The organism is Streptococcus sanguinis (assembly GCF_050222175.1).
Taxonomy (GTDB): domain Bacteria; phylum Bacillota; class Bacilli; order Lactobacillales; family Streptococcaceae; genus Streptococcus; species Streptococcus sanguinis_M.
In genome coordinates, this window is sequence record NZ_CP071420.1 from 845,392 (window position 1) to 867,455 (window position 22,064).

The window sequence follows — 22,064 nt, forward strand, 5'->3', positions numbered from 1 at the left end:
TAGTAGAGTTGAGAAAAGCAGAAGTGAGAGCTTCTCGCCTTGCGACTAACGTTGTCTGGCTCTACAGGATTCAGTTTCAGTAATGAAATATTATCGTGTAGTGCGGGTTTGCGTTAGCAGGTCCGCACTTGTTTTTCTCTAAAAATAAAAAAAGAGGTGAAAACCATAGCAAAACAAGACTTATTCATCAATGATGAAATTCGTGTGCGTGAAGTTCGCTTGATCGGTCTTGACGGCGAACAATTAGGTATTAAACCGCTGAGCGAAGCGCAGTCTCTTGCGGATGAAGCAAATGTCGATTTGGTCCTGATTCAGCCACAAGCTAAACCACCTGTTGCAAAAATTATGGACTATGGCAAGTTCAAATTTGAGTACCAGAAAAAACAAAAAGAACAACGCAAGAAACAAAGTGTTGTTACTGTGAAGGAAGTCCGTCTCAGCCCAACCATTGATAAGGGAGACTTTGACACTAAACTTCGCAACGCACGCAAGTTCCTTGAAAAAGGAAATAAAATAAAGGTATCTATCCGCTTCAAAGGCCGGATGATTACCCACAAAGAAATCGGGGCTAAAGTTTTAGCAGATTTTGCTGAAGCGACTCAAGATGTTGCTATCATTGAGCAAAAGCCTAAGATGGATGGACGTCAGATGTTCATGCAGATGGCGCCAATTCCTGACAAAAAATAGATTGTCAGAAAGATAGAAAAAGGAGAAAACATTATGCCAAAACAAAAAACACACCGCGCATCAGCTAAACGTTTCAAACGTACAGGTTCTGGTGGCTTGAAACGTTTCCGTGCTTACACTTCTCACCGTTTCCACGGAAAGACTAAGAAACAACGCCGTCATCTTCGCAAAGCAGGAATGGTGCATGCAGGAGACTTCAAGCGTATCAAAGCAATGCTTACAGGTCTGAAATAAGAGCTACTGTAACAATTATCTAGGAAATATTGGAGGAAATATAAATGGCACGTGTTAAAGGTGGCGTTGTATCACGCAAACGCCGTAAACGTATTTTAAAATTAGCTAAAGGTTACTATGGAGCGAAACATATCTTGTTCCGTACTGCAAAAGAGCAAGTAATGAACTCTTACTACTATGCATACCGTGACCGTCGTCAGAAAAAACGTGACTTCCGCAAACTTTGGATCACTCGTATCAATGCGGCAGCTCGTTTGAACGGACTTTCATACTCACAATTGATGCATGGTTTGAAATTGGCTGAGATTGAAGTTAACCGTAAAATGTTGGCTGACTTGGCTGTTAACGATGCAGCAGCTTTCACAGCTCTTGCAGATGCAGCTAAAGCTAAGCTTGGTAAATAATTAAAACATGAACCGAGGATTTCCTCGGTTCTTTTTTTATAACTCTTAATGAAAAGTCTGAAGAGAGAAATAGCTTACCATGCCACTTATAGTATAGATAAAGGCTTGTTACTGATAAGACAGCTTTCATGGTAAAGCTAGTTAAAAATAGGGAATTGCGATATAATAGAAAAAACAGACATTTATGTAAATAAAAATCAGTAGAATGGAGAAATTATGTCAGAGAATCGTTTGGCTTGGGATCAGTATTTTGCGGCTCAGGCTCTCTTAATCGCTAATCGCTCAACCTGCAAGCGGGCCAAGGTTGGTGCTGTCTTGGTTAAGGATAATAAGGTTATTTCAACTGGTTACAATGGTTCGGTTTCAGGGACTGAGCACTGTATTGACCATGAGTGTTTGGTTATTGATGGTCACTGCGTAAGGACCTTGCACGCTGAGGTCAATGCTATCTTGCAGGGAGCCGAGCGGGGAGTTCCTAAAGGATTTACGGCTTATGTGACCCATTTTCCCTGTCTCAACTGTACCAAGCAACTGCTTCAGGTCGGCTGCAAACGGGTAGTCTATATCAACCAATATCGCATAGATGACTATGCTCAGTATCTCTACAAGGAAAAAGAGGTGGAATTAGTTCATCTGCCACTGGATGATGTCAAGAAGGCTATTGCTCAAACGGATTTAGTTTAGAGGAGAAGTTCTGGAGGTAAAAGGAGAAGGCAGATGAATGATAAATTGGCAGCTGCTTGGCAGCATTTCTTTGAAGGGCAGTTAAATAAGGCCGAAGAACTAGAGCAGCAGCTTGAAAAAGATTCCTTTAGCCGCTGGAATTTGCGAGCTTATCTTGCTGTAGAAAGGCAAGATTATCAGAATGCTTTTGCAAATTTGGAGCTTTATCTGATTCAGGCTCAGAATGATAGTGATATTGAAAATGAGCATATTGCTTATCATCAGCTAGGTTATGTTGCTAGAGCTGCGGGAGATTTTTATCAAGCTTTAGAGTGGATAGAAAAAGAAGCTGCTTTCCTAGCGATGTACTTCCCAGATGATCATTATCGTCAATCAGTTAATCTCTATGAGCTAGGCTATCTAAATCTTAAATTAGGCCGATTGACTCAAGCTCAGGAGTTTATGCGAAAAGCGCATATCTATGCTAAGGAGTCAGATGATGTGATCAATCATGCCTGTAGTTACCGAGGCTTGGGTGAAATTGCTCAAGCTTTGGGAAATCTCAAAGAAGCAAGAACCAACTTTGCGGCTGCTATCAGACTTTTTGACCAAGCTGGTGATGCTATCGGTAAGGCGGAAGTTGAAGAGTTGTTAGCAGACTGCCCTTAGTTTGTCATTGCAATAAAGTTATAGTTTGCGGCTATAGCTTTTTCTATTTAAAAAATTCTGAATTTTTTAGCGAAAAGTGGTATAATGAGAAAGTTATATAGTCCCGATAAGGTGGTAGGAAACTTCTATCAGTACTTTGTAACTCGCAAACAATGACGGCTCCAAAGTCGCTCGTCATTCTACGGTTGCCGCTATGCTGCGGTCACCCTATGCGCCTTACTAGCTCAGAAATAAAAAGGTATCGTTTTTATTTCTTTTGCGTCGTAACTCGTAGGTGACAAGATTTTCATCATTTTGGAGTTTGTTCATTTGTTTAATATTTTTTAAGGGGGGACATTTTTATGTCAGAACGTAAACTTTTCACGTCTGAGTCTGTATCGGAGGGGCATCCTGATAAGATTGCAGACCAAATTTCCGATGCTATTTTGGATGCTGTCTTGAGTCAGGATCCAGATGCCCATGTGGCTGCTGAAACAGCAGTCTATACTGGCTCGGTTCATGTTTTTGGTGAAATTTCGACCACAGCTTATGTAGATATTAACCGTGTGGTTCGTGATACCATTGCAGAGATTGGCTACACCAATACAGAGTATGGATTTTCAGCAGAGACAGTTGGTGTGCATCCGTCTTTGGTGGAGCAGTCGCCAGATATTGCTCAGGGTGTCAATGAAGCCTTGGAGGTTCGTGGGAATGCAGATCAAGATCCATTGGACTTGATTGGTGCTGGAGACCAGGGGCTTATGTTTGGCTTTGCGGTGGATGAAACGCCGGAGCTCATGCCGCTGCCTATCTCGCTCAGTCACAAGCTAGTCCGTCGATTGGCGGAATTGCGCAAATCAGGAGAGATTGCCTATCTGCGACCAGATGCTAAGTCTCAGGTGACCGTTGAGTATGATGAAAATGACCAGCCAGTGCGCGTGGATACGGTAGTTATTTCGACCCAGCATGACCCAGAAGTGACCAATGAAGAGATTCATCGTGATGTGATTGAAAAGGTGATTAAAGCTGTTATCCCTGCTCAGTATCTGGATGATAAGACGAAATTCTTCATCAATCCAACCGGTCGCTTTGTAATTGGCGGTCCGCAAGGGGACTCTGGCTTGACAGGACGCAAGATTATTGTGGATACTTACGGCGGTTATGCTCGTCACGGTGGCGGTGCTTTCTCTGGTAAGGATGCAACCAAGGTCGACCGCTCAGCTTCATACGCAGCTCGCTACATCGCTAAAAACATCGTGGCGGCTGGACTGGCCAAGAAAGCAGAAGTACAGTTAGCCTATGCCATTGGTGTGGCTCAGCCGGTTTCTGTACGCATCGATACTTTTGGCACTGGTACTGTTGCAGAAAGCAAGTTGCAGGAAGCGGTTCGTCAGATTTTTGATCTGCGTCCAGCCGGTATCATTCAAATGCTGGATCTGAAACGCCCAATCTATCGTCAGACAGCAGCTTATGGCCACATGGGTAGGACAGACATTGACCTGCCTTGGGAAAAGTTGGATAAGGTAGAGGCATTGAAAGCATCAGTGCAGTAAGAAGACAGTTCTCAATCGTAATGGTTGAGAGCTTTTTTATATGGGTAATATTTGCAAGGCAAGCAGTCTAGCCTTGCGCTTCTCTCATTCCTGGTAATACTGTATTTTTGTGAAAATACTATTAAAAAAGCAATTTTCCCTGTTTCATTTTAATTTCAATTGTCTTATTTATCTAAAAGTATAGGAAATTTCTCGAATCTGTGGTATAATAAATGGCAATACCTTGAAAGAGCTTTATTTTAAACATGAAAAAAATTGTAATACATGGTGGTCGCCCCTTAAAAGGAGAGGTGACTATTAATGGTGCTAAAAACAGTGTCGTTGCCTTGATTCCGGCTGTGATTCTGGCAGATGATATTGTAACGTTGGATGGCGTTCCGGATATTTCGGATGTGGATAGCCTGATTGATATTATGATTGCCATGGGGGCTAGTGTTACTCGCTCTGAGGACAGTCTGACGATTGATCCGCGTGGTATCCAGAACGTCCCTATGCCTTATGGAAAGATCAACAGTCTAAGGGCTTCTTATTATTTCTATGGTAGCTTGCTTGGTCGCTATGGTGAAGCAACGGTAGGTCTGCCTGGTGGCTGTGACTTGGGGCCGCGTCCTATTGACTTGCATCTCAAGGCTTTTGAAGCTATGGGGGCTAAGATGACCATGGATGGCAACTACATGAACCTATCCACAGGAGGTCAGCAGCTGAAAGGCGCTAGCATTTATATGGATACGGTCAGTGTGGGTGCCACCATCAATACTATGTTGGCTGCTGTCAAGGCCAAAGGTCGGACTATTATTGAAAATGCAGCGCGGGAGCCAGAAATCATTGATGTGGCAACTCTCTTGAATAATATGGGAGCGCACATCCGTGGAGCAGGAACCGATATTATTACGATTGAGGGGGTTCCACACCTTCATGGAACGCGTCATCAAGTAATTCCAGACCGTATCGAGGCAGGGACTTATATCGCCCTTGCTGCAGCCATTGGTCAGGGAATTCAGATTAATAATGTCCTTTATGAGCATTTGGAAAGTTTTATTGCCAAGCTTGAGGAAATGGGTGTTCGGATGACGGTTTCTGAAGACAGCATTTTCGTCGAAGAACAGCAAAATCTACGAGCTATCAACATTAAGACTTCTCCTTATCCAGGCTTTGCAACTGACCTACAACAGCCCATCACTCCGCTCTTGCTGACGGCTAATGGCCATGGTAAGATTACGGACACCATCTATGAGAAGCGGGTTAATCATGTGGCGGAGCTGGCTAAGATGGCAGGTAAAATTTCAACTAGTAGCGACCAGATTGTCTATGAGGGGCCAAATCAATTGCAGGGAGCTCAGGTCAAGGCAACCGATTTACGAGCAGGAGCTGCTTTGGTTATTGCAGGTTTGATGGCTCAAGGAAAGACAGAGATCACTAATATCGAGTTTATCCTGCGCGGCTATTCTAATATTATTGAAAAATTAACAAGTCTGGGTGCAGATATCCAGTTGATAGAAGAATAAGCGTTTTTCGCTTATTTTTTGTAGAGGTAGCAGATGAATTTGTGGACACATTTGGCAGCCTGCTCATTTATTGAGACAGAGCATGCTTTTTTGCGGCCCATTGTCTTTGAAGATGCGGGGGCCCTATATAAGATTGCGTCCAATCCGGAAAATACTCAGTTCATATTTCCGACAGAAGCAAGCCTAGAGGAAAGTGAATACGTCATTGCTAATTTCTTTATGAAAAATCCTCTGGGGATTTGGGCCATTTGTCACAAGGAAACGCAGGAAATGATTGGCTCTGTCAAGTTTGAAAAGATGGACGAGATCAAGAAAGAAGCTGAGTTAGGCTATTTTCTGCGGCAAGACTACTGGGGACAAGGGCTGATGACAGAAATTGTCCGAGAGATTGCTTTTCTATCTTTTACCCGCTTTGACTTCAAGCGCCTCAGTATTATCACTCATGCAGAGAACCTAGCTAGTCAAAAGGTAGCTCAAAAATCTGGCTTCAGCCTCTATCGGCAGTTTAAAGGGAGCGATCGGTACACGAGGAAGATGAGAGATTATCTGGAGTACCGTTATGAGAGAGGAGATTTTAATGAGTAAGCATCAGGAAATTTTAACCTATCTTGAAAATCTTCCAATCGGCAAGAGGGTCAGTGTCCGCAGTATCTCAAACTATCTGGGAGTTAGTGATGGGACGGCCTATCGAGCGATCAAGGAAGCTGAGAACCGCGGTATTGTTGAGACTAGGCCTCGGAGCGGTACGGTTCGGGTTAAGTCCAAGAAAGTTGTCTTGGAGCATCTGACCTACAAGGAAATCGTTGATATTACTGGCTCAGAAGTATTGGCTGGAGAAGATGGTCTTGAAAAAGAATTTAATAAGTTTTCAATCGGAGCCATGACGGAGCAGAATATCCTGCACTATCTGACAGAGGGCGGCCTCCTGATTGTCGGAGACCGGACGAAAATTCAGCTCTTGGCTCTGGAAAATGAGAATGCGGTACTGGTGACCGGAGGATTTGAAGTCAGTTCGGAAGTTCTGAAGATGGCTAATCTGCTCAATATACCGGTTCTCAGGACCAAGCATGATACCTACACCGTCGCAACCATGATTAATCGCGCCTTGTCCAATATGCAGATCAAGACCGATATATTAACAGTGGAGCAGGTCTATCGCTCCAGCCACGAGTATGGCTTTTTGCATGATACAGATACTGTTCGTGACTATCTGGACTTGGTTCGTCGCAATCGTGCCAGCCGGTTTCCGGTTATCAACCAGCAGCAGATGCTGGTGGGAGTAGTAACCATGCGGGATGCTGGGGATAAGTCTCCTCTGACAACCTTGGACAAGGTCATGACGAAAAACGTCTTTATGACAGGCTTATCTGCTAATATTGCCAATATCAGCCAGCGCATGATTGCAGAAGATTTTGAAATGATACCAGTAGTGCGCAGCAACCAGACCTTACTAGGTGTAATCACGCGGCGGGACATTATGGAGAAAATGAGCCGTTCTCAGATTTCTAGCCTGCCGACTTTCAGTGAGCAAGTGGGACAGAAGATTAGCCGTCAGGATGATTTGTTTTCCTTTACTGTTGAGCCATTTATGCTGGAGCAAAATGGTGTGCTGGCCAACGGTGTGCTGACAGAAATTTTGACTCGGATTACCCAGCAGCTCATGGTCAACAGTGGCCGCAGCCTGATAATCGACCAGCTGATGATTTATTTCTTTCAGGCGGTCCAGATTGATGATCTGCTGCATATCCAGCCGCGTATTATCCGTCAGACTAGGCGGACAGCCATTATTGACTTTGAGATGTATTTGGAAGCGATGCTGGTTGCCAAAGCCACGATTACAGTGAAAATTAATTAAGAAGAGGAATTTAGAGAAAGAATGATTACTTTAAAATCACAGCGTGAAATTGACTTGATGGACAAGAGTGGAGATTTTCTGGCTTCTGTCCATATTGGTTTGAGAGACTTGATTAAGCCAGGCATTGACATGTGGGACATAGAAGAGTATGTCCGCAAGCGTTGTAAAGAAGACAATGCCTTGCCCCTACAGATTGGTGTTGAAGGCTCTGTCATGGACTATCCTTATGCGACTTGCTGCTCTCTTAATGACGAGGTAGCCCATGCCTTTCCTCGTCATCAGAAGCTGGTAGAAGGTGATGTCATCAGCGTTGATATGGTGGTTGGCTTGGTTGATAAGGCAGAGCTGGATGTGTCCAAGCTAGACTTTGACAATGTAGCACAGATGAAGCAGCACACAGAGAGCTTCCGGGGCGGTGTGGCAGATTCTTGCTGGACCTATGCAGTAGGGAAGGTTAGCCCAGAAGCTCAGCAGCTGATGGATGTGACCAAGGAATGTCTCTATCGTGGAATTGCGGCTGCTAAGGTTGGCAATCGTATCGGTGACATTGGCGCAGCAATTCAGGAATATGCTGAAAGTCATGGCTATGGAGTTGTGCGTGATTTGGTGGGGCACGGTGTTGGGCCAACCATGCATGAGGAGCCTATGGTGCCGCATTACGGTCGAGCAGGACGTGGCTTGCGCTTGCGTGAGGGAATGGTTCTGACTATCGAGCCCATGATCAATACAGGTACCTGGGAAATTGATACGGACTTTGAGACCGGCTGGGCACACAAAACGCTGGATGGCGGCCTGTCCTGTCAGTATGAGCATCAGTTTGTCATTACAAAAGATGGTCCTATCATTCTGACCAGCCAGGGAGAAGAAGGGACTTATTAGAAATCAAAGGCTGGGCATTTGTCTCAGCTTTTTTTGAAGGAGAAGAGAGTGAAGAAATTATTTAGTAAGGTTCGCAACAATCAGTTTTTAAGAGAATTTTTCCGTTTTTATAAAGAGGCAGATAGTGAGCTGAGCAGCGTTGCAGTTGCTTATTATTGGCTGATTTCTGTTTTTCCCTTGCTCTTAATTGTGGTGAATATTTTGCCCTATTTTCACATTCCGGTGGCGGATTTTCTGACAGCCATCAAGGACATGCTTCCAGAGACTTTATATGATGTTGTAGCAAAAGTCATGCGTGAAGTGTTAACCCAGCCCTCGACTGGCCTATTGAGCTTCTCAGTCTTGTCAGCGCTTTGGACTTTTTCCAAGTCCATGAATTTCCTTCAGATTGCCTTTAACAAAGCCTATGGGGTAGCCAAGAGTCGGGGTCTGATTTCTCATCGCGTCATGAGTCTCTTTGTGAGTCTAGGTCTGCAGATTCTTTTTGCCTTTGCCCTCTTTCTGACCATGTTTGGCCATATGTCGCTGGATTTTCTCCGTACTTACTGGAAACTAGATAGTCAGCTTTATCAGCACTTGCAGAATTTTACGGAGCCATTGATTTACGCCTTACTCTTTGCGGTTTTGGTTATGCTCTATTATTTTCTTCCTAATGTGAAAATCAACAAAAAACGCTATGTTCTGCCCGGCAGTGCCTTCGTCCTTCTGACCATTCTGGCCTTGCTGAATATCTTTTCTGTCTACATGGATAATTATTTAAATCATCTGGTTGATGTTCGCTTTTTCAGCTCCATCATTATGGTTGTAATGATGTTTTGGTTTATCATGATTGCTAAAATTTTGATTGTTGGCGCAGTACTCAATGCCAGTATCCAGAGCTGCTGTGAGTCAGGGTTTAAAGTTGAAAGCACAGGCCGCTTTACTTTCAAGAAGAAAGAGCAGGATGAAGAAGAGGACTGATGTTGTTTTAGAGTGGAGAAGGATAAATAAGTATGAAAAGTAAAAAAATAACTAAATGGAAGAGTATTGTGGTCGCTCTAGTCTTGATTCTAGGAGCTGCAACGTATTTTATTTGGAGCAAGGAAGAGACAAAGAAGTTTCAAGAAGAGTACGGTCAGTTTACGTATTATTCTCCTGAATATAAGCCTAAATATGCTTTTCTTGAAAATGGAGAAGCTATAGCTTACTCTTGGGAAGTAGTTAAATCAAACGATCAACAAAATATAAAGCCAACGAATCTAATAAAAAGTGTTACAGCGGTAAAACATTTTGAAAATGGGGTGTTTATAAATAGTTATATGAAATTAAAAGAATCCCCTGTCAGCTATAATTCTGAAAATTTCAACCGGAATATTCCTCAAAAAGGGGAATATTGGAAATTAGTAGTTTATCAATTAAAGAATCAAGAGTTGGAAAAGAATGAGTTAGATATTTTTAAGATGGTTCGTTCTTATAGTAAAGATTTAATTCCTTCAGAAATAAAGCCATATTCGATATTTGTGGATATTGGTACACAGAAGAAGTATGTAAAGATTCTTCTTTATAATAAAATCAGCAAAGAACATAAAAATTATTATGTTGATTTGGAAAAGGGGAAGATTGTTTCAGTTGATGAAGTGACTATACAAAAGGGATTAGGTCCGAATAATTTTATATACCAAACTTCTTTTTCGGATAGACTTATGAATCTAGGAGTAAGTATATATTCAAAAGGAATCTATTTCAACGATGTCTATAATGAAAAAAACATGGGAAACACAATTTTAGCAAAAGAACATCCCCAAATATACAAAATTATGCAAGGTGAGGATGCTCGTATTGCTTTCTTAAATAAAGAAACCGATGTCGAATTAGTAAAAAACGTGACCGAACTCTTCTTTCCGCCAGGAACGAATGTATTTGAGAATGTAACTATCCCAGCTGAATATTCAGTAGATGGGCAGGAACATGTCATTAATTCAGCGGAAGAATTACAAAAATACTATAAGGAAGATGAAAACTAGAAAAAGACATTTTTGCCAAATTTAAAGAGGATTTTCCTCTTTTTATTTTTCAGCAATTTTATTGCATTTGCAATAAAATGCGATATAATAGTTTCAAATAAAAGTTTAAAGGAGGAGATATGTCAGTATTGCGGGAAATTGGGATTATTGCCCGAGCTCTGGATTCCATTGCTAATATTGAGTTCCGTGACATAGAGCTAGCACGAGGTCAATATCTTTATCTGGTGCGAATCGCGGAGAATCCAGGAATTATCCAAGAGGAGCTATCGGAGCTGCTCAAGGTAGATCGCTCAACAGTTGCCAGATCTGTTAAGAAGCTAGAGGCCAAGGGCTTGGTACAGCAGAAGGCAGCCAAAGACAACAAAAAGAACAAGGAATGGTTTGTGACGGAAAAAGGAGAAACACTTTATCCTTTTATCCTAGCGGAGAATGACTATTCTGAAGAGACATCTCTGCAGGGTTTTTCTCAGGCGGAGGTTCAAGCCTTGGAGAAAATGCTGGTCCGAGTGCGTGAAAACATCACAGGTGACTGGGAAGCAGTTAAAAAAGGACAGAAAAGAAACTATTAAGATTAAAGAGGTGCATCATGAAAGTTACAGTTGAAAATGAATTTTGGCAAGTATTTCCGGAAGGTCAGATTAGTATTTTAGTGGTCAAGGGTCTGGATAATAGTGTGGATGAAAGTAAGGACCCATATTTCAAATCCCTGCTGGATAAGGGAGCGAAACGAGCTGAAGACTTTATTTTAGATGAGAACTTCACTCAGAATGAAGTCATTCAGGAGTGGCGGCAGGCCTTCAGTCAATTCAAGACCAAGAAAGGAGCGCGCTCTTCTATCGAAGCCCTGCTCAAGCGGGTCAGTCAGGGGCGGGAATTTCATCCAATCAACCCTCTGGTCGATATCTACAACAGTGTCTCGCTGTCTTATGCGGTTCCATGTGGCGGTGAGGATTTGGATAAGATTGTCGGAGGTCTTAATCTAGGAAAAGCCAAAGGTGGCGAAGCCTTTTTCCCGCTGGGAGCTGAGAGTGACGCGCCGGCTCTGCCAGAAGAAATCATCTACTATGATGAAGAGGGGGCTGTCTGCCGTTGCCTTAACTGGCGAGAAGCCCAGCGGACTATGTTAACAGAGGAGACCAAGGATGCCATCTTGGTCATTGAGGCCATCAATGAAGAGCAAGCAGCGCGTGCCCAAGCAGCTATGACAGAACTCCATACTCTGATTGAGGAGTATTTTGGTGTCAAAGGTGAAATCACTCATCTGACGCTTGACAATCCAAGCTTGGAAATCTGAGACTAAAAAAATCTGGATCAGATAATTCTGGTCCAGATTTGATATTTTTAAGGTTGAAGTGTCATAGTCAATTAGTTTTTCTTGTTTTCAAAGATGAAGAGTTTACTGAAAACATAGTTGAGAACAATAATAAGTACTTGAGAAAAAAGTGACTCGATAGAGTTGATAAGATTGCGGTTATTGTTGACAAATTGCCCGATAATATTAGGATAAGTATCCACTAATAATTTTGCAAGAACGATGTCTAGCAAAAGAGTGCCAGAACGCGCCAGAGCAAATTTAAAAAGTCGCTTTTGCCAACCTTTGCGTTGCTGCTTAAAGACAATGGTATCATTTGTGATAAAGGCAAAAAGAACTGCTGTGATATTAGCAGTAATGGTGGCAAATAATGTTTGTCCCGTAAGAGCGAAGATAAGAAGACGAGTGGTCATATAAACAAGGGTAGCTGCTGCACCAAAGAAAAGATAGGACAGAACCTCATTGTCAAAGAATTTTTTGATTAAAGTTTTCATAAAGATAGTCTATCATATTTCTAGGATTTATGCTATACTAGTTGGGTTGCCAAATCTGTGGGGGAATCAACGAATGATGCTCCTCTCATGTGACGCAACCCTTGGCGCTTAGCTTCTTTCGCCAAGCATATTACACGCGGTAAAGCCGCTAAAGGAGAAAACATGAAACAAGAAAAACTGAGAGTTCGTGATTTGGCTCAGATTGCCATTGTTGCTGCCATTTATGTAGCTCTTACGATTACGCCCCCTTTAAATGCTATAAGCTATGGTGCTTACCAGTTCAGAATTTCTGAAATGATGAACTTTATGGCCTTTTATAATCGGAAATATATCATGGGAGTGACCATTGGCTGTATGATTGCCAATCTCTATAGTTTTGGAATCATCGATGTCTTTGTTGGCGGTGGATCCACTTTAGTTTTCCTGTCACTGGGTGTCTACCTTTTCAGTCGCTATAAGAATCAATATCTGATTAAAGGCTTGATTCGTTTGGATCATTTCTATTTTGCAGTTTTATTCTCTATTTCGATGGTGACCATTGCTGCAGAATTACACTTCTTGCAAGGCTTGCCATTCTTCCTGACTTGGTTTACAACGGCCATTGGAGAATTTGCTTCTTTGATTGTTGGAGCTATCCTTATTAACCAGATTACAAAAAGTATTGATTTGACAAAATAAGACAGCAGAGAGCGGAATTTCCGCTCTTTTTATGTCCTTTTGCTTTTTAGGAAGAATTCGGAACAAATAGAGGAAGATTTTGTGTATTTGTGATAAAATAGAAGTATGAAAGAAAGAATGTCAGAATTAGTAGAATTGCTCAACCGATATGCTCATGAATATTATACGGCAGACAGGCCAAGTGTATCGGACAGCGAGTATGACAGACTCTATCGTGAGTTAGCGGAGTTAGAAGAAAAGTACCCAACCGATATCCTACCTGATAGCCCAACGCATCGGGTGGGTGGGAAGATTTTAGAAGGATTTGAAAAATATCCACACCAGTATCCTCTCTTTAGTTTGCAGGATGCTTTTTCACGTGAAGAATTAATAGCCTTTGACCAGAGGATTCGCAAGGAATTTCCTCAGGTCTCTTATCTTTGTGAGCTCAAGATTGATGGGCTCTCTATTTCCCTGACCTATGAAAAAGGAATCTTGGTAGCAGGGGCGACTCGGGGGGACGGCTCTGTTGGAGAAAACATCACTGAAAATCTCAAGCGGGTCAAGGATATTCTGCTGACATTGAAAGAACCGCTGGACATTACTGTTCGCGGAGAGTGCTACATGCCCAAGGCTTCCTTTGATGCGGTCAATCAGCTGCGGCAGGAGAATGGTGAGCCTGAGTTTGCCAATCCCCGAAATGCGGCAGCAGGAACCTTGCGGCAGTTGGATACAGCAGTTGTGGCCAAGCGTAATCTAGCAACCTTCCTCTACCAAGAAGCAAGTCCAACTCAGGTTGGCAGCCAAGAAGCCGTCTTAAACAAGCTGGCAGATTTAGGCTTTTCAGTCAATCCTACTCATATTCTGGCGGATTCTATCGAAGCAGTTTGGGAGTTTATTGAAAAGATTGCTCAGGAGCGAGACAGTCTGGCTTATGAGATTGACGGTATTGTCATCAAGGTTAATGACTTGGCGGTGCAAGAGGAGCTTGGCTTTACTGTCAAGGCACCCAAGTGGGCCATTGCCTATAAGTTTCCGGCTGAGGAAAAGGAAGCCCAGCTTCTGTCTGTTGACTGGACAGTCGGCCGGACAGGAGTTGTGACTCCAACAGCTAATCTGACGCCGGTTCAGCTAGCGGGAACGACTGTCAGCCGAGCAACCTTGCACAATGTGGACTATATTGCAGAGAAGGATATTCGTCAGAAAGACACAGTTATCGTCTATAAGGCGGGAGATATTATTCCTGCTGTCTTGCGAGTGGTGGACTCCAAGCGTGTCTCAGAGGAGCATCTGGAAATACCAAGTCACTGTCCGAGCTGTGAGAGTGAGCTGGTACACTTTGAAGATGAAGTCGCTCTGCGCTGCATCAATCCGCTCTGTCCAGCCCAGATTAAGGAGGGCTTGATTCACTTTGCCAGCCGAGATGCCATGAACATTACTGGTCTTGGTCCAGCAGTAGTAGAGAAGCTCTTTGCTCAAAATCTAGTCAAGGATGTGGCTGGAATCTATCGGTTGACGGTTGAAAATTTACTAGAACTAGAGAACTTTAAGGAAAAATCAGCAAATAAATTGTATACTGCTATTCAAGCTTCCAAGGAGAACTCGGCCGAACGCCTCTTGTTCGGTTTGGGGATTCGCCATGTTGGAAGTAAGGCCAGTCGGATTTTGCTGGAGAAATTCCATGATATTCCTAAGCTGTCTCAGGCCAGCCAAGAAGAGATTGCGGCTATTGACAGTCTTGGAACTGTGATTGCCCAAAGCCTGCATACCTATTTTGAGCAGGAAGGCTCTCAGATTCTTTTAGCGGAGCTGCAGGAAGCAGGTGTGAATCTGGACTATCTGGGACAAAAGGCAGCGGCTGATGCAGCCCTATCAGGTATGACGGTTGTTTTGACTGGTAAATTACAAAAATTGACACGCAATCAAGCTAAAGAAAAATTGCAGAGTCTGGGTGCTGATGTTTCCGGATCTGTTTCTAAAAAAACGGATCTGATAGTAGCTGGCCAAGATGCTGGCAGCAAGCTTGCCAAGGCTCAGGAGTTGGGAATTGAAATTCGGGATGAAGATTGGCTTGATAGCTTATGAGGCTGAAGTATGAAGGAAAAGATTAAACGAGCACGATTGATTTATAACCCGACTTCGGGACAGGAAATTATTAAGAAAAATATTGCGGAAGTGCTGGATGTTTTGGAGGATGTGGGCTATGAAACCAGCGCCTACCAAACCACTCCGGCCCCCCTTTCTGCTCAAAAAGAAGCTGAAAGAGCAGCAAAAGCAGGATTTGATTTGATTATTGCGGCAGGCGGCGACGGTACCATCAATGAGGTAGTTAATGGTGTGGCGAATCTGGATGAACGGCCTAAACTGGCCTTTATTCCAACTGGCACAACCAACGATTATGCGCGTGCTCTCAAGATTCCCATGGGAGACCCAGTAGCGGCGGCTCGCATTATCGAAAAGAATCAGACCATTAAGATGGATATTGGCCGGGCCTATGGTAACAAGTATTTTATCAATATTGCAGCGGCTGGAACCTTGACAGAGCTGACTTATAGCGTACCTAGCGAGGTCAAATCTCGCCTAGGCTACTTTGCTTATGTCGCAGAAGGAGCCAAAAAACTCCCTCGCTCTAAGTTCCGCAAGGTCCGTATCAAGCACGACCACGGTGTCTTTGAAGGGAAGATTTCGCTTATGTTTGCGGCTTTGACCAATTCTATCGGTGGTTTTGAAAAGCTAGCGCCAGACACTAAATTAGACGATGGAAATTTTACCTTGATTTTGGTCAAGACAGCCAATCTCTTTGACATGCTGAGTCTGATGATGCAGGCTATCAATGGCGGTCAGCACGTTGGCGATATCAATGTAGAATACCTCAAAACAAGCAAGCTGCAGCTAGAAATTTTAGACAAAAAAGGTCCATTTATGCTGAATTTGGATGGAGAATACGGCGGCGATACACCTGTTGAACTGGAGGTGCTGCACGGACATTTGGAATTTTTTGCCAATATCGATGAAATCAGTCAGACAGCCCTTTCAATAGAATAAGTTTTAGAGAAGAGATGAAAGAACATGCTAGACTATAAAGTCTTAGTCCATTACCACAATCCTACTGGAGATTATTTCTCCTATGATATGTGGCAGTGGCAAATAAACCAATGGGGACAGGAAGCAGCCTTTTCCAAACTTGATTATTTTGGTATTCAGGGGGAATTATTATTTGAGACCTGGGAGCATTTGGATCACGCTCATGTGATTATCAAACGCTCAGACTGGTCTAGCCAGTCATGTGACTATCATATTGATCTGTTGCCTCCTCATCTGGTTACGGAAATTTGGCTGATTGAGGGAGATGCGCAGGTGTATTATTCCCTGCAGGCTGCAACGACGAGTCACCAGTATTCACGCCGTCGGCCGCATAACTTTGATATGGCCCTGAGAACAGACTATTTCGATGAATGCTGGGGCTATCAAGGCTGGTTGGGACACTGTCAGATGGACGGCGCACATACTTTCAAAGTTTGGGCACCGACAGCTAGGAAGGTAGAACTAGTAGTCTATGAATCAGCTTCCAATCAAGCTCCTGTTTATAAAATCTTCCCAATGCAAAAAGGAGATCGATATTCTCAAGACCATAAGGAAAATACCATTGGTGTTTGGTCAGCTGAAATAGCAGAAGACTTGACCGGCAAAACCTATCACTACCATGTTAGCTTTGAATACCGCAATTTTTATACTCGTGATCCCTATACTGTTGCGACCAGTCCAGATGGCAAGCGCTCAGCGATTCTTGGAGCAGATGAGACAGAAGTAGCTGGTTTTCAGGTCCAGCAAGGCAAAGAAGCTGTCTGGCGTTTGGACAATCCAAATCAGGCAGTGATTTATGAGATGCACATTCGGGATTTGACCAAGTCGGAGACTTCAGGCGTGGATAGTCAGCTGCGCGGGACCTTCTTGGGAGCCTGTCAAAAAGGAACTACCAATCGTCTAGGGCAAAAAACAGGTTTTGACTATATCAGTTATCTAGGCGTTAATGTTGTCCAACTTCAGCCTGTCTCTGACCGTCACAAGGACTATGATGAAAATGGAGAGCTAATCTACAACTGGGGCTATGACCCACAGAACTATCATGCTCCGGAGACTAGCTTTTCCAGCAATCCTGCTGACCCAGCGCAGGCCATTCGTGATTTGAAAACAATGATTCAGGCCTACCATGATGCGGGGATTTCTGTGACACTGGATGTTGTTTACAATCACATCTACTCGACCTATGATTCTGCTTTTCAGGCTACAGTACCGGATTATTACTATCGGATGAATCCTAACGGCTCTTTCCAAAATGGAACCGGAGTGGGGAGTGAGACGGCCAGCGAGCATGAGATGTTTCGCAAGTTTATGATTGACTCTCTGCTCTACTGGGTTGAGGAGTTCAATGTAGATGGCTTCCGCTTTGACCTGATGGGAATTCATGACGTAAAAACGATGAATGCCATTCGTCAAGCTATGGATGAGGTGGATCCGCGAATCCTGCTCTATGGAGAGGGCTGGGAGATGGGAACGGGCCTGAGACCAGAAGACAAGGCTAAGAAGGACAATGCTTATCAGTTACCGCGGATTGGATTTTTCAATGATACAGAGCGGGATGCGGTCAAAGGAGCAGAAGTTTACGGTGGAATCAAGGCTGGTTTTGTCAGTGGTCAGGCGACGGAGGATATCGTCGCTAAGTCTATCCTTGGCAGCAGTGAGCTAGGCAGCTATCTCAGTCCTGATCAAGTTCTTAACTACGTGGAGGCTCACGATAATTTCAACCTGCATGATTTGCTTGCGGAGCTGCATCCTGAAGATGATGTTCTGACTCGCACCAAGCGAATTGAGCTGGCAACTGCTATGAACCTGCTCATGCAGGGTATGGCTTTCATGGAGCTGGGACAGGAATTTTCCCGTACTAAGCTCGTAGCTACGGGGGAGGATGGCCAAGTTCTTCACAGCGATCGCGAAAGGGCAATGAACAGCTACAATGCGCCAGATGCAGTCAATCAGGTGAATTGGGATATTTTGCAGGACCATCAAGAGAGTATTGATTTTATCAAGGACATCATTCGTCTCAAGGCAAGCTGCAAAGCCTTTTCTTATCAGACCTATGAAGATATTTATAAGCATGTCTTTGTCCAATCAGCAGAGCAGGGCAGTGGCTTGATTATCTTTGAAATCAAGGACGACAAGCATTATCAAGTCATTTTTAATGCCAGCGGCCTGCCTTATTATCTGCCTAATGCAGATAAGCTGCGTCTCATAGTGGGCAATAGCCGTCATAAGAAGCCTTTCTATGTTGAAAATCTGACGGTTTCTGTTTTTGAAGTTATTCAATAAGTTATTAGCTACATGAAAAGCGGCTCTTTGTCAACTGTAGTGGGTTGATGAAAAGTTATAATCTGGAGAGGACTAAATCAGTCCTCTCCTTTTTGATATTCAAAGCGATGAGGATTCTAGTTTTAAAGTTGTCAAAGTTCCGAAAGCCGAAAGCGTTTCGCTTGATGACTTTGATGAGGTTGTTAGTAGCTTCTAGTTTTGCATTTGAGTAGGGTAGTTCAAGGGCGTTGATAATTTTATCTTTGTCCTTAAGAAAGGTCTTAAAAACAGTTTGAAAAATAGGATTTACATAAGAAATGGTATCTTCAATGAGTCCAAAGAAATGGTCAGCCTGTTTCTCTTGAAAATGAAACAGTAAGAGTTGGTAGAGTTCATAGTGTTCTCTGAGTTCTTGAGAGTAAGAAAGTAGCTTTTTCAGAATTTCTCTATTGGTCAAGTGTATGCGAAAAGTTGGACGATAAAAGCGTTTATGGCTTAGTTTTCGACTATCCTGTTGAATGAGTTTCCAGTAGCGTTTGAGTGCTTTATATTCGTGAGTTTTTCTATCCAACTGATTCATGATTTGGATGCGGAGGCGGTTCATAGCCCGGCTGAGATGTTGTACAATGTGAAAACGATCAAGGACGATGTTAGCGTTTGGAAATAGTTTTCTGGCAATATCGTAGTAGGGGCTAAACATGTCCATTGTAATGATTTTCACGCTATTTCGGACCTGTCTGGAATAGCGCAGGAAGTGATTGCGAATCGTTGCTTGAGTCCGCCCATCTTAAGATAGCTATAATCTTTCTTGAATCAAAATCCTGTGCAATAAAGCTCATCTCTATTTGCCGATTGAAACAGTCACTTCCCTGACTGTTTCCACATACCAGCTCATGTGTTCTGGAAGGTAGTTAAGGTCAGTCTTGAACTTGAATTCTTTCAATTTACGAATGACGGTAAAAGTAGAGACAGCTAGGCATTCAGCGATGGCCGTCATAGGGACTTTCTCGATTAATTTTTGGGCAATTTTCTGCTTGACGATGGTTGCAATTTGGTGATTCTTCTTGACTAAGGAAGTCTCTGCGACCGCCATTTTTCCGCAATCCTGACAGCGGAAGCGTCGTTTCCTTAGGCGAATGAGTGTCCTGTATCCCGCACACTCTAGGTAAGGTATTTTCGATTCTTTCTGGAAGTCATATTTAGCCATTTGTCCCTTGACAGTGAGGGCATTTAGGAGCGGGATAATCTAGCTTAGCGATGATTTCTTTATGTGTACCAGCATCTAGAACATCCAAGATAGTGATGTTAGGGTCTTTTATTCCCAGTAAGTTTGTGATAAAATTGAACTGTTCCATAAGAGTCTTTCTAATGATAGTTTCATCGCTTTTCATTATAGGACTTATGGGACTTTTTTTCTACAACAAAAGAGGCTCCATCATTCCTACAGCGGTTTTACCCACTACAGAAATTATAGAGCCAGAAGAGCCTTAAGTCCATTGGACTTAAGGCTTTTGATATCTATGGATTGGCTGTGGAGCTAGAGCTTGAAGAGCTCGAGTCTTCCTGACTGCTGTCTTCGTCGCTGCTGCTAGTTTGGAACTGCTCTGGATGCAGTGCACGATAGCTTGGCGAATTAAAGAGGTCCACAGTGGAGACATTGCCTCGTTTAGAGTAAAGACTGGTTGATTGGTCACCTTTTTCCTTTTCAATAGCCAACAAGGCCTTCATTGAATTAAGATAAGAGTAATCTTTAGGGTTGACCTTGCCTAAGTCATTTCCCTTGTAGAAGCGAATCAAGTCACCGGTTTGAATTGCATCACTCATCTTAAGCTGAGTATTGGCGGCATTACGAATCTCATCTAGTTCTTTCTTGATGGTTTCGTCTGGATTGGTAATTTCCTCACCGGTTTGGGTGTAGTAGGTCCGTCCGTTGAAGCTAGTGTATTTTGGAGTGACAAAGTTATTGCTGGAGCGGAAAGCTGTGATTTGCTGGTGCTGACTTGATAGCATATCTTGGCCGACCTGAAGGTAGTTTTTAGAGTCAATGCCCAGCAAATGCTCCAATGTTGGCAGCATATCCACTTGACCGGCGTAGGTATCAATTATCTTTCCTTTGTCCATGCCAGGAACTACGACCATGTAAGGCACGCGCTGCATCATGGCATTGTCGTAGTTGGACCAAGTCTCAGAGGTCTTTCCTACAAGAGGGGCCAAGTTAGGATTACGGGTTTGGGAAATTCCAAAATGGTCTCCATAGAGAACGATAATAGAGTTGTCATAGAGACCGGATTCTTTGAGATAGTCAAACAAGGCTTTGACAGAAGAATCTAGATAGTTAGCAGTAGCAAAGTAACCGTTGATGGTTTCATCCTTGGTCTTAGCCAGCGGGAAGCCAATTTCGTCACCAATCAGACTTGTCGTGTAAGGATAGTGATTGGAAACCGTGATATACTTAGCATAGAAAGGCTGCTGCAGGTGTTCCAGATATTTGATGGAATCTTTCAGCATAATCTTGTCGTTCAAACCATACTGGAAGGAGTTGGTGTCGTCCTGCTTGGTAAAGTATGACGCGTCGAAGAAATAGTTATAACCCCATTGCTTGTAAGCTGTATTGCGGTTCCAGAAGCTTCCTGTATTTCCGTGGAAAACAGCAGAAGTATAGCCGCCATTTTTAGAAAGAATAAAAGGTGCAGCTTGCTGGGTATTGGTACCGCCGTAGTTAACCATGAAGGAGCCTTGGTTGAGACCGAAGAGTCCAGTTTCAATCATGGTTTCTGCGTCAGAAGTCTTTCCAGCCTTGACCTGATTGAAGACATTAGAGAAAGCTAAAGTCGAGTTGGAGTGGTAGAGGGAGTTGAGGAAAGGTGTCACCTCGTACTCTTTCCCATCTGCCTGCAACTTATAGTCAATCAGGAACTGCTGGAAGCTTTCCAGATGGACATAGATAACATTGCGGCCTTTGGCAATCCCGTAATATTCTGGATTTGGTTCCGCATAGTGGGATTGGATATATTCTGTTACTGGTTCCAAGTCTTTTTCAGAAGCTTTGGAGCGCTCGCGATTGGCGGTATATGTCTGGTTAGCACTGTAACCTAGAAAGGCTGGCAAACCCAGAGCCCGAACGACATAATAGTTGGAAAATCCACGTGACAAGAGCTCAGGCCGGTCAATTTCAGCCAAGAAAAGGTTGGCTGAGAAAAGCATGGCGGACAGGGAGGTCACAGCAAAGCTAGCGCGTTTATTGAAAGGGCGGTCATCCATTCGGATGTATTTCTTAAAGAATAAGAAGGCCAAAATCGGAAAATCAATCAGATAAAGAATATCCCAAGGGCGGAAGAGCTCCAGTGCTGCTTCCCCAAGTCCAGCTGAAACGCTGCTAGAAGCCAGCATAGTATTGACTGTAACAAAGTCACTGAACTCGCGGTAGTAAATGGAGTTAGATACCAGCCAAGCAAAGAGGAGCAGATAGATTCCGAAGGCTAGGCTGTAGAATAATTTGGTTCGTTTTACATAAAGTGCTAGTCCTAGCAGCAAGAGACTGATAGGGAAAGGGTTGATAATAGCTAAAAATACTTGATAGGCACCTTGAATATCGAGGTTGAAATCAATCGTGTAGGCCCACATGGTTTTTATCCAATAGAGGACCAATAAAATCAAGACAAAACCTAGTCTCGTACTCATGAAATTGAGTAAATTCTTGGTTATTTTTTTCACAAAAAGTTACTTCCTTGTCTTATTTCCTAAAAATTTTCTCCTCTAAGTATAACATAATTTCTCCAGTTAAGGAAAATTTGAGCCGCATTTGAGATATTTTAAATCGGCGA

The 22,064-nt window shown here is 43.2% G+C and carries 20 protein-coding genes, 1 pseudogene, 1 riboswitch and 1 other annotated feature; of the genes and pseudogenes, 18 read left to right on the forward strand and 3 right to left on the reverse strand.

The window, feature by feature from the left end; genetic code table 11:
• The first annotated feature begins 9 nt into the window (after positions 1-9).
• Positions 10-140, forward strand: a sequence feature (ribosomal protein L20 leader region).
• A gap of 16 nt (positions 141-156) precedes the next feature.
• The 14 genes from infC (at position 157) to J1C91_RS04365 (ending at position 11,725) form a co-directional block, all read left to right on the forward strand.
• Entirely contained in the window at positions 157-687 is a 531-nt protein-coding gene (gene infC, locus J1C91_RS04300) for a translation initiation factor IF-3 (RefSeq protein ID WP_002895037.1), read from the forward strand.
• A 33-nt stretch (positions 688-720) separates the two neighbouring features.
• On the forward strand, positions 721-921 hold the full coding sequence (gene rpmI, locus J1C91_RS04305) for a 50S ribosomal protein L35 (protein ID WP_002895038.1): 201 nt from the start codon (positions 721-723) through the stop codon (positions 919-921).
• Positions 922-965: 44 nt separating this feature from the next.
• Positions 966-1,325, forward strand: coding sequence for a 50S ribosomal protein L20 (rplT, locus tag J1C91_RS04310; RefSeq protein WP_000124830.1), 360 nt, complete (start codon positions 966-968; stop codon positions 1,323-1,325).
• A gap of 216 nt (positions 1,326-1,541) precedes the next feature.
• Positions 1,542-2,009, forward strand: coding sequence for a deoxycytidylate deaminase (locus J1C91_RS04315; protein WP_002895042.1), 468 nt, complete (start codon positions 1,542-1,544; stop codon positions 2,007-2,009).
• A 33-nt stretch (positions 2,010-2,042) separates the two neighbouring features.
• Positions 2,043-2,657, forward strand: coding sequence for a tetratricopeptide repeat protein (locus J1C91_RS04320; RefSeq protein WP_125438126.1), 615 nt, complete (start codon positions 2,043-2,045; stop codon positions 2,655-2,657).
• 341 nt (positions 2,658-2,998) lie between these two features.
• Positions 2,999-4,189, forward strand: coding sequence for a methionine adenosyltransferase (gene metK / locus J1C91_RS04325; RefSeq protein ID WP_125438123.1), 1,191 nt, complete (start codon positions 2,999-3,001; stop codon positions 4,187-4,189).
• 245 nt (positions 4,190-4,434) lie between these two features.
• Entirely contained in the window at positions 4,435-5,694 is a 1,260-nt protein-coding gene (locus J1C91_RS04330; RefSeq protein ID WP_002895048.1) for a UDP-N-acetylglucosamine 1-carboxyvinyltransferase, read from the forward strand.
• Positions 5,695-5,727: 33 nt separating this feature from the next.
• A complete protein-coding gene (locus tag J1C91_RS04335; protein WP_002897261.1) occupies positions 5,728-6,279 on the forward strand; it encodes a GNAT family N-acetyltransferase in 552 nt (183 codons plus the stop codon).
• A complete protein-coding gene (gene spxR, locus J1C91_RS04340; RefSeq protein WP_032912421.1) occupies positions 6,272-7,549 on the forward strand; it encodes a CBS-HotDog domain-containing transcription factor SpxR in 1,278 nt (425 codons plus the stop codon). The genes J1C91_RS04335 and spxR overlap by 8 nt, the downstream gene beginning before the upstream one ends.
• Before the next feature lie 21 nt (positions 7,550-7,570).
• Positions 7,571-8,428: a methionyl aminopeptidase gene (locus J1C91_RS04345; protein WP_002909361.1), complete on the forward strand. Its 858-nt coding sequence runs from the start codon at positions 7,571-7,573 to the stop codon at positions 8,426-8,428.
• Positions 8,429-8,461: 33 nt separating this feature from the next.
• On the forward strand, positions 8,462-9,388 hold the full coding sequence (locus tag J1C91_RS04350; RefSeq protein WP_002909362.1) for a YihY/virulence factor BrkB family protein: 927 nt from the start codon (positions 8,462-8,464) through the stop codon (positions 9,386-9,388).
• A 32-nt stretch (positions 9,389-9,420) separates the two neighbouring features.
• Positions 9,421-10,431 carry a hypothetical protein gene (locus tag J1C91_RS04355; protein ID WP_125438120.1) on the forward strand — a complete coding sequence of 337 codons (1,011 nt, stop codon included), beginning with the start codon at positions 9,421-9,423 and terminating at the stop codon, positions 10,429-10,431.
• A gap of 119 nt (positions 10,432-10,550) precedes the next feature.
• A complete protein-coding gene (locus J1C91_RS04360) occupies positions 10,551-11,000 on the forward strand; it encodes a MarR family winged helix-turn-helix transcriptional regulator (protein ID WP_002924152.1) in 450 nt (149 codons plus the stop codon).
• 17 nt (positions 11,001-11,017) lie between these two features.
• Positions 11,018-11,725, forward strand: a complete 708-nt coding sequence (locus J1C91_RS04365) for a B3/B4 domain-containing protein (RefSeq protein WP_125438117.1) — start codon at positions 11,018-11,020, stop codon at positions 11,723-11,725.
• A gap of 71 nt (positions 11,726-11,796) precedes the next feature.
• Here the strand turns inward: J1C91_RS04365 and J1C91_RS04370 are convergent, their stop codons facing one another.
• Positions 11,797-12,237, reverse strand: coding sequence for a GtrA family protein (locus J1C91_RS04370; protein ID WP_125438114.1), 441 nt, complete (start codon positions 12,235-12,237; stop codon positions 11,797-11,799).
• Between the two features lie 28 nt (positions 12,238-12,265).
• A riboswitch (PreQ1 riboswitch) is annotated at positions 12,266-12,402 on the forward strand.
• On the opposite strand from J1C91_RS04370, the gene J1C91_RS04375 reads away from it, so the two are divergent.
• The 4 genes from J1C91_RS04375 to pulA all read left to right on the forward strand — a co-directional run bounded on the left by J1C91_RS04375 (position 12,400) and on the right by pulA (position 18,261).
• Complete coding sequence (locus J1C91_RS04375) at positions 12,400-12,915, forward strand: QueT transporter family protein (protein ID WP_125438111.1); 516 nt, start codon at positions 12,400-12,402, stop codon at positions 12,913-12,915. Its footprint overlaps the riboswitch before it by 3 nt.
• Positions 12,916-13,020: 105 nt before the next feature.
• Complete coding sequence (gene ligA / locus J1C91_RS04380) at positions 13,021-14,979, forward strand: NAD-dependent DNA ligase LigA (RefSeq protein WP_125438108.1); 1,959 nt, start codon at positions 13,021-13,023, stop codon at positions 14,977-14,979.
• Positions 14,980-14,988: 9 nt separating this feature from the next.
• Positions 14,989-15,939, forward strand: a complete 951-nt coding sequence (locus tag J1C91_RS04385; protein WP_125438105.1) for a diacylglycerol kinase family lipid kinase — start codon at positions 14,989-14,991, stop codon at positions 15,937-15,939.
• Between the two features lie 24 nt (positions 15,940-15,963).
• The gene (pulA, locus tag J1C91_RS04390; protein WP_125438102.1) at positions 15,964-18,261 is read left to right on the forward strand and encodes a type I pullulanase; all 2,298 of its coding nucleotides are present in this window, start codon (positions 15,964-15,966) and stop codon (positions 18,259-18,261) included.
• Between the two features lie 55 nt (positions 18,262-18,316).
• On the opposite strand, the pseudogene J1C91_RS04395 reads toward pulA, so the two are convergent.
• Positions 18,317-19,595: pseudogene (locus J1C91_RS04395) on the reverse strand (ISL3 family transposase).
• Between the two features lie 163 nt (positions 19,596-19,758).
• A complete protein-coding gene (locus J1C91_RS04400; protein ID WP_002909381.1) occupies positions 19,759-21,954 on the reverse strand; it encodes an LTA synthase family protein in 2,196 nt (731 codons plus the stop codon).
• Positions 21,955-22,064 lie beyond the last annotated feature (110 nt).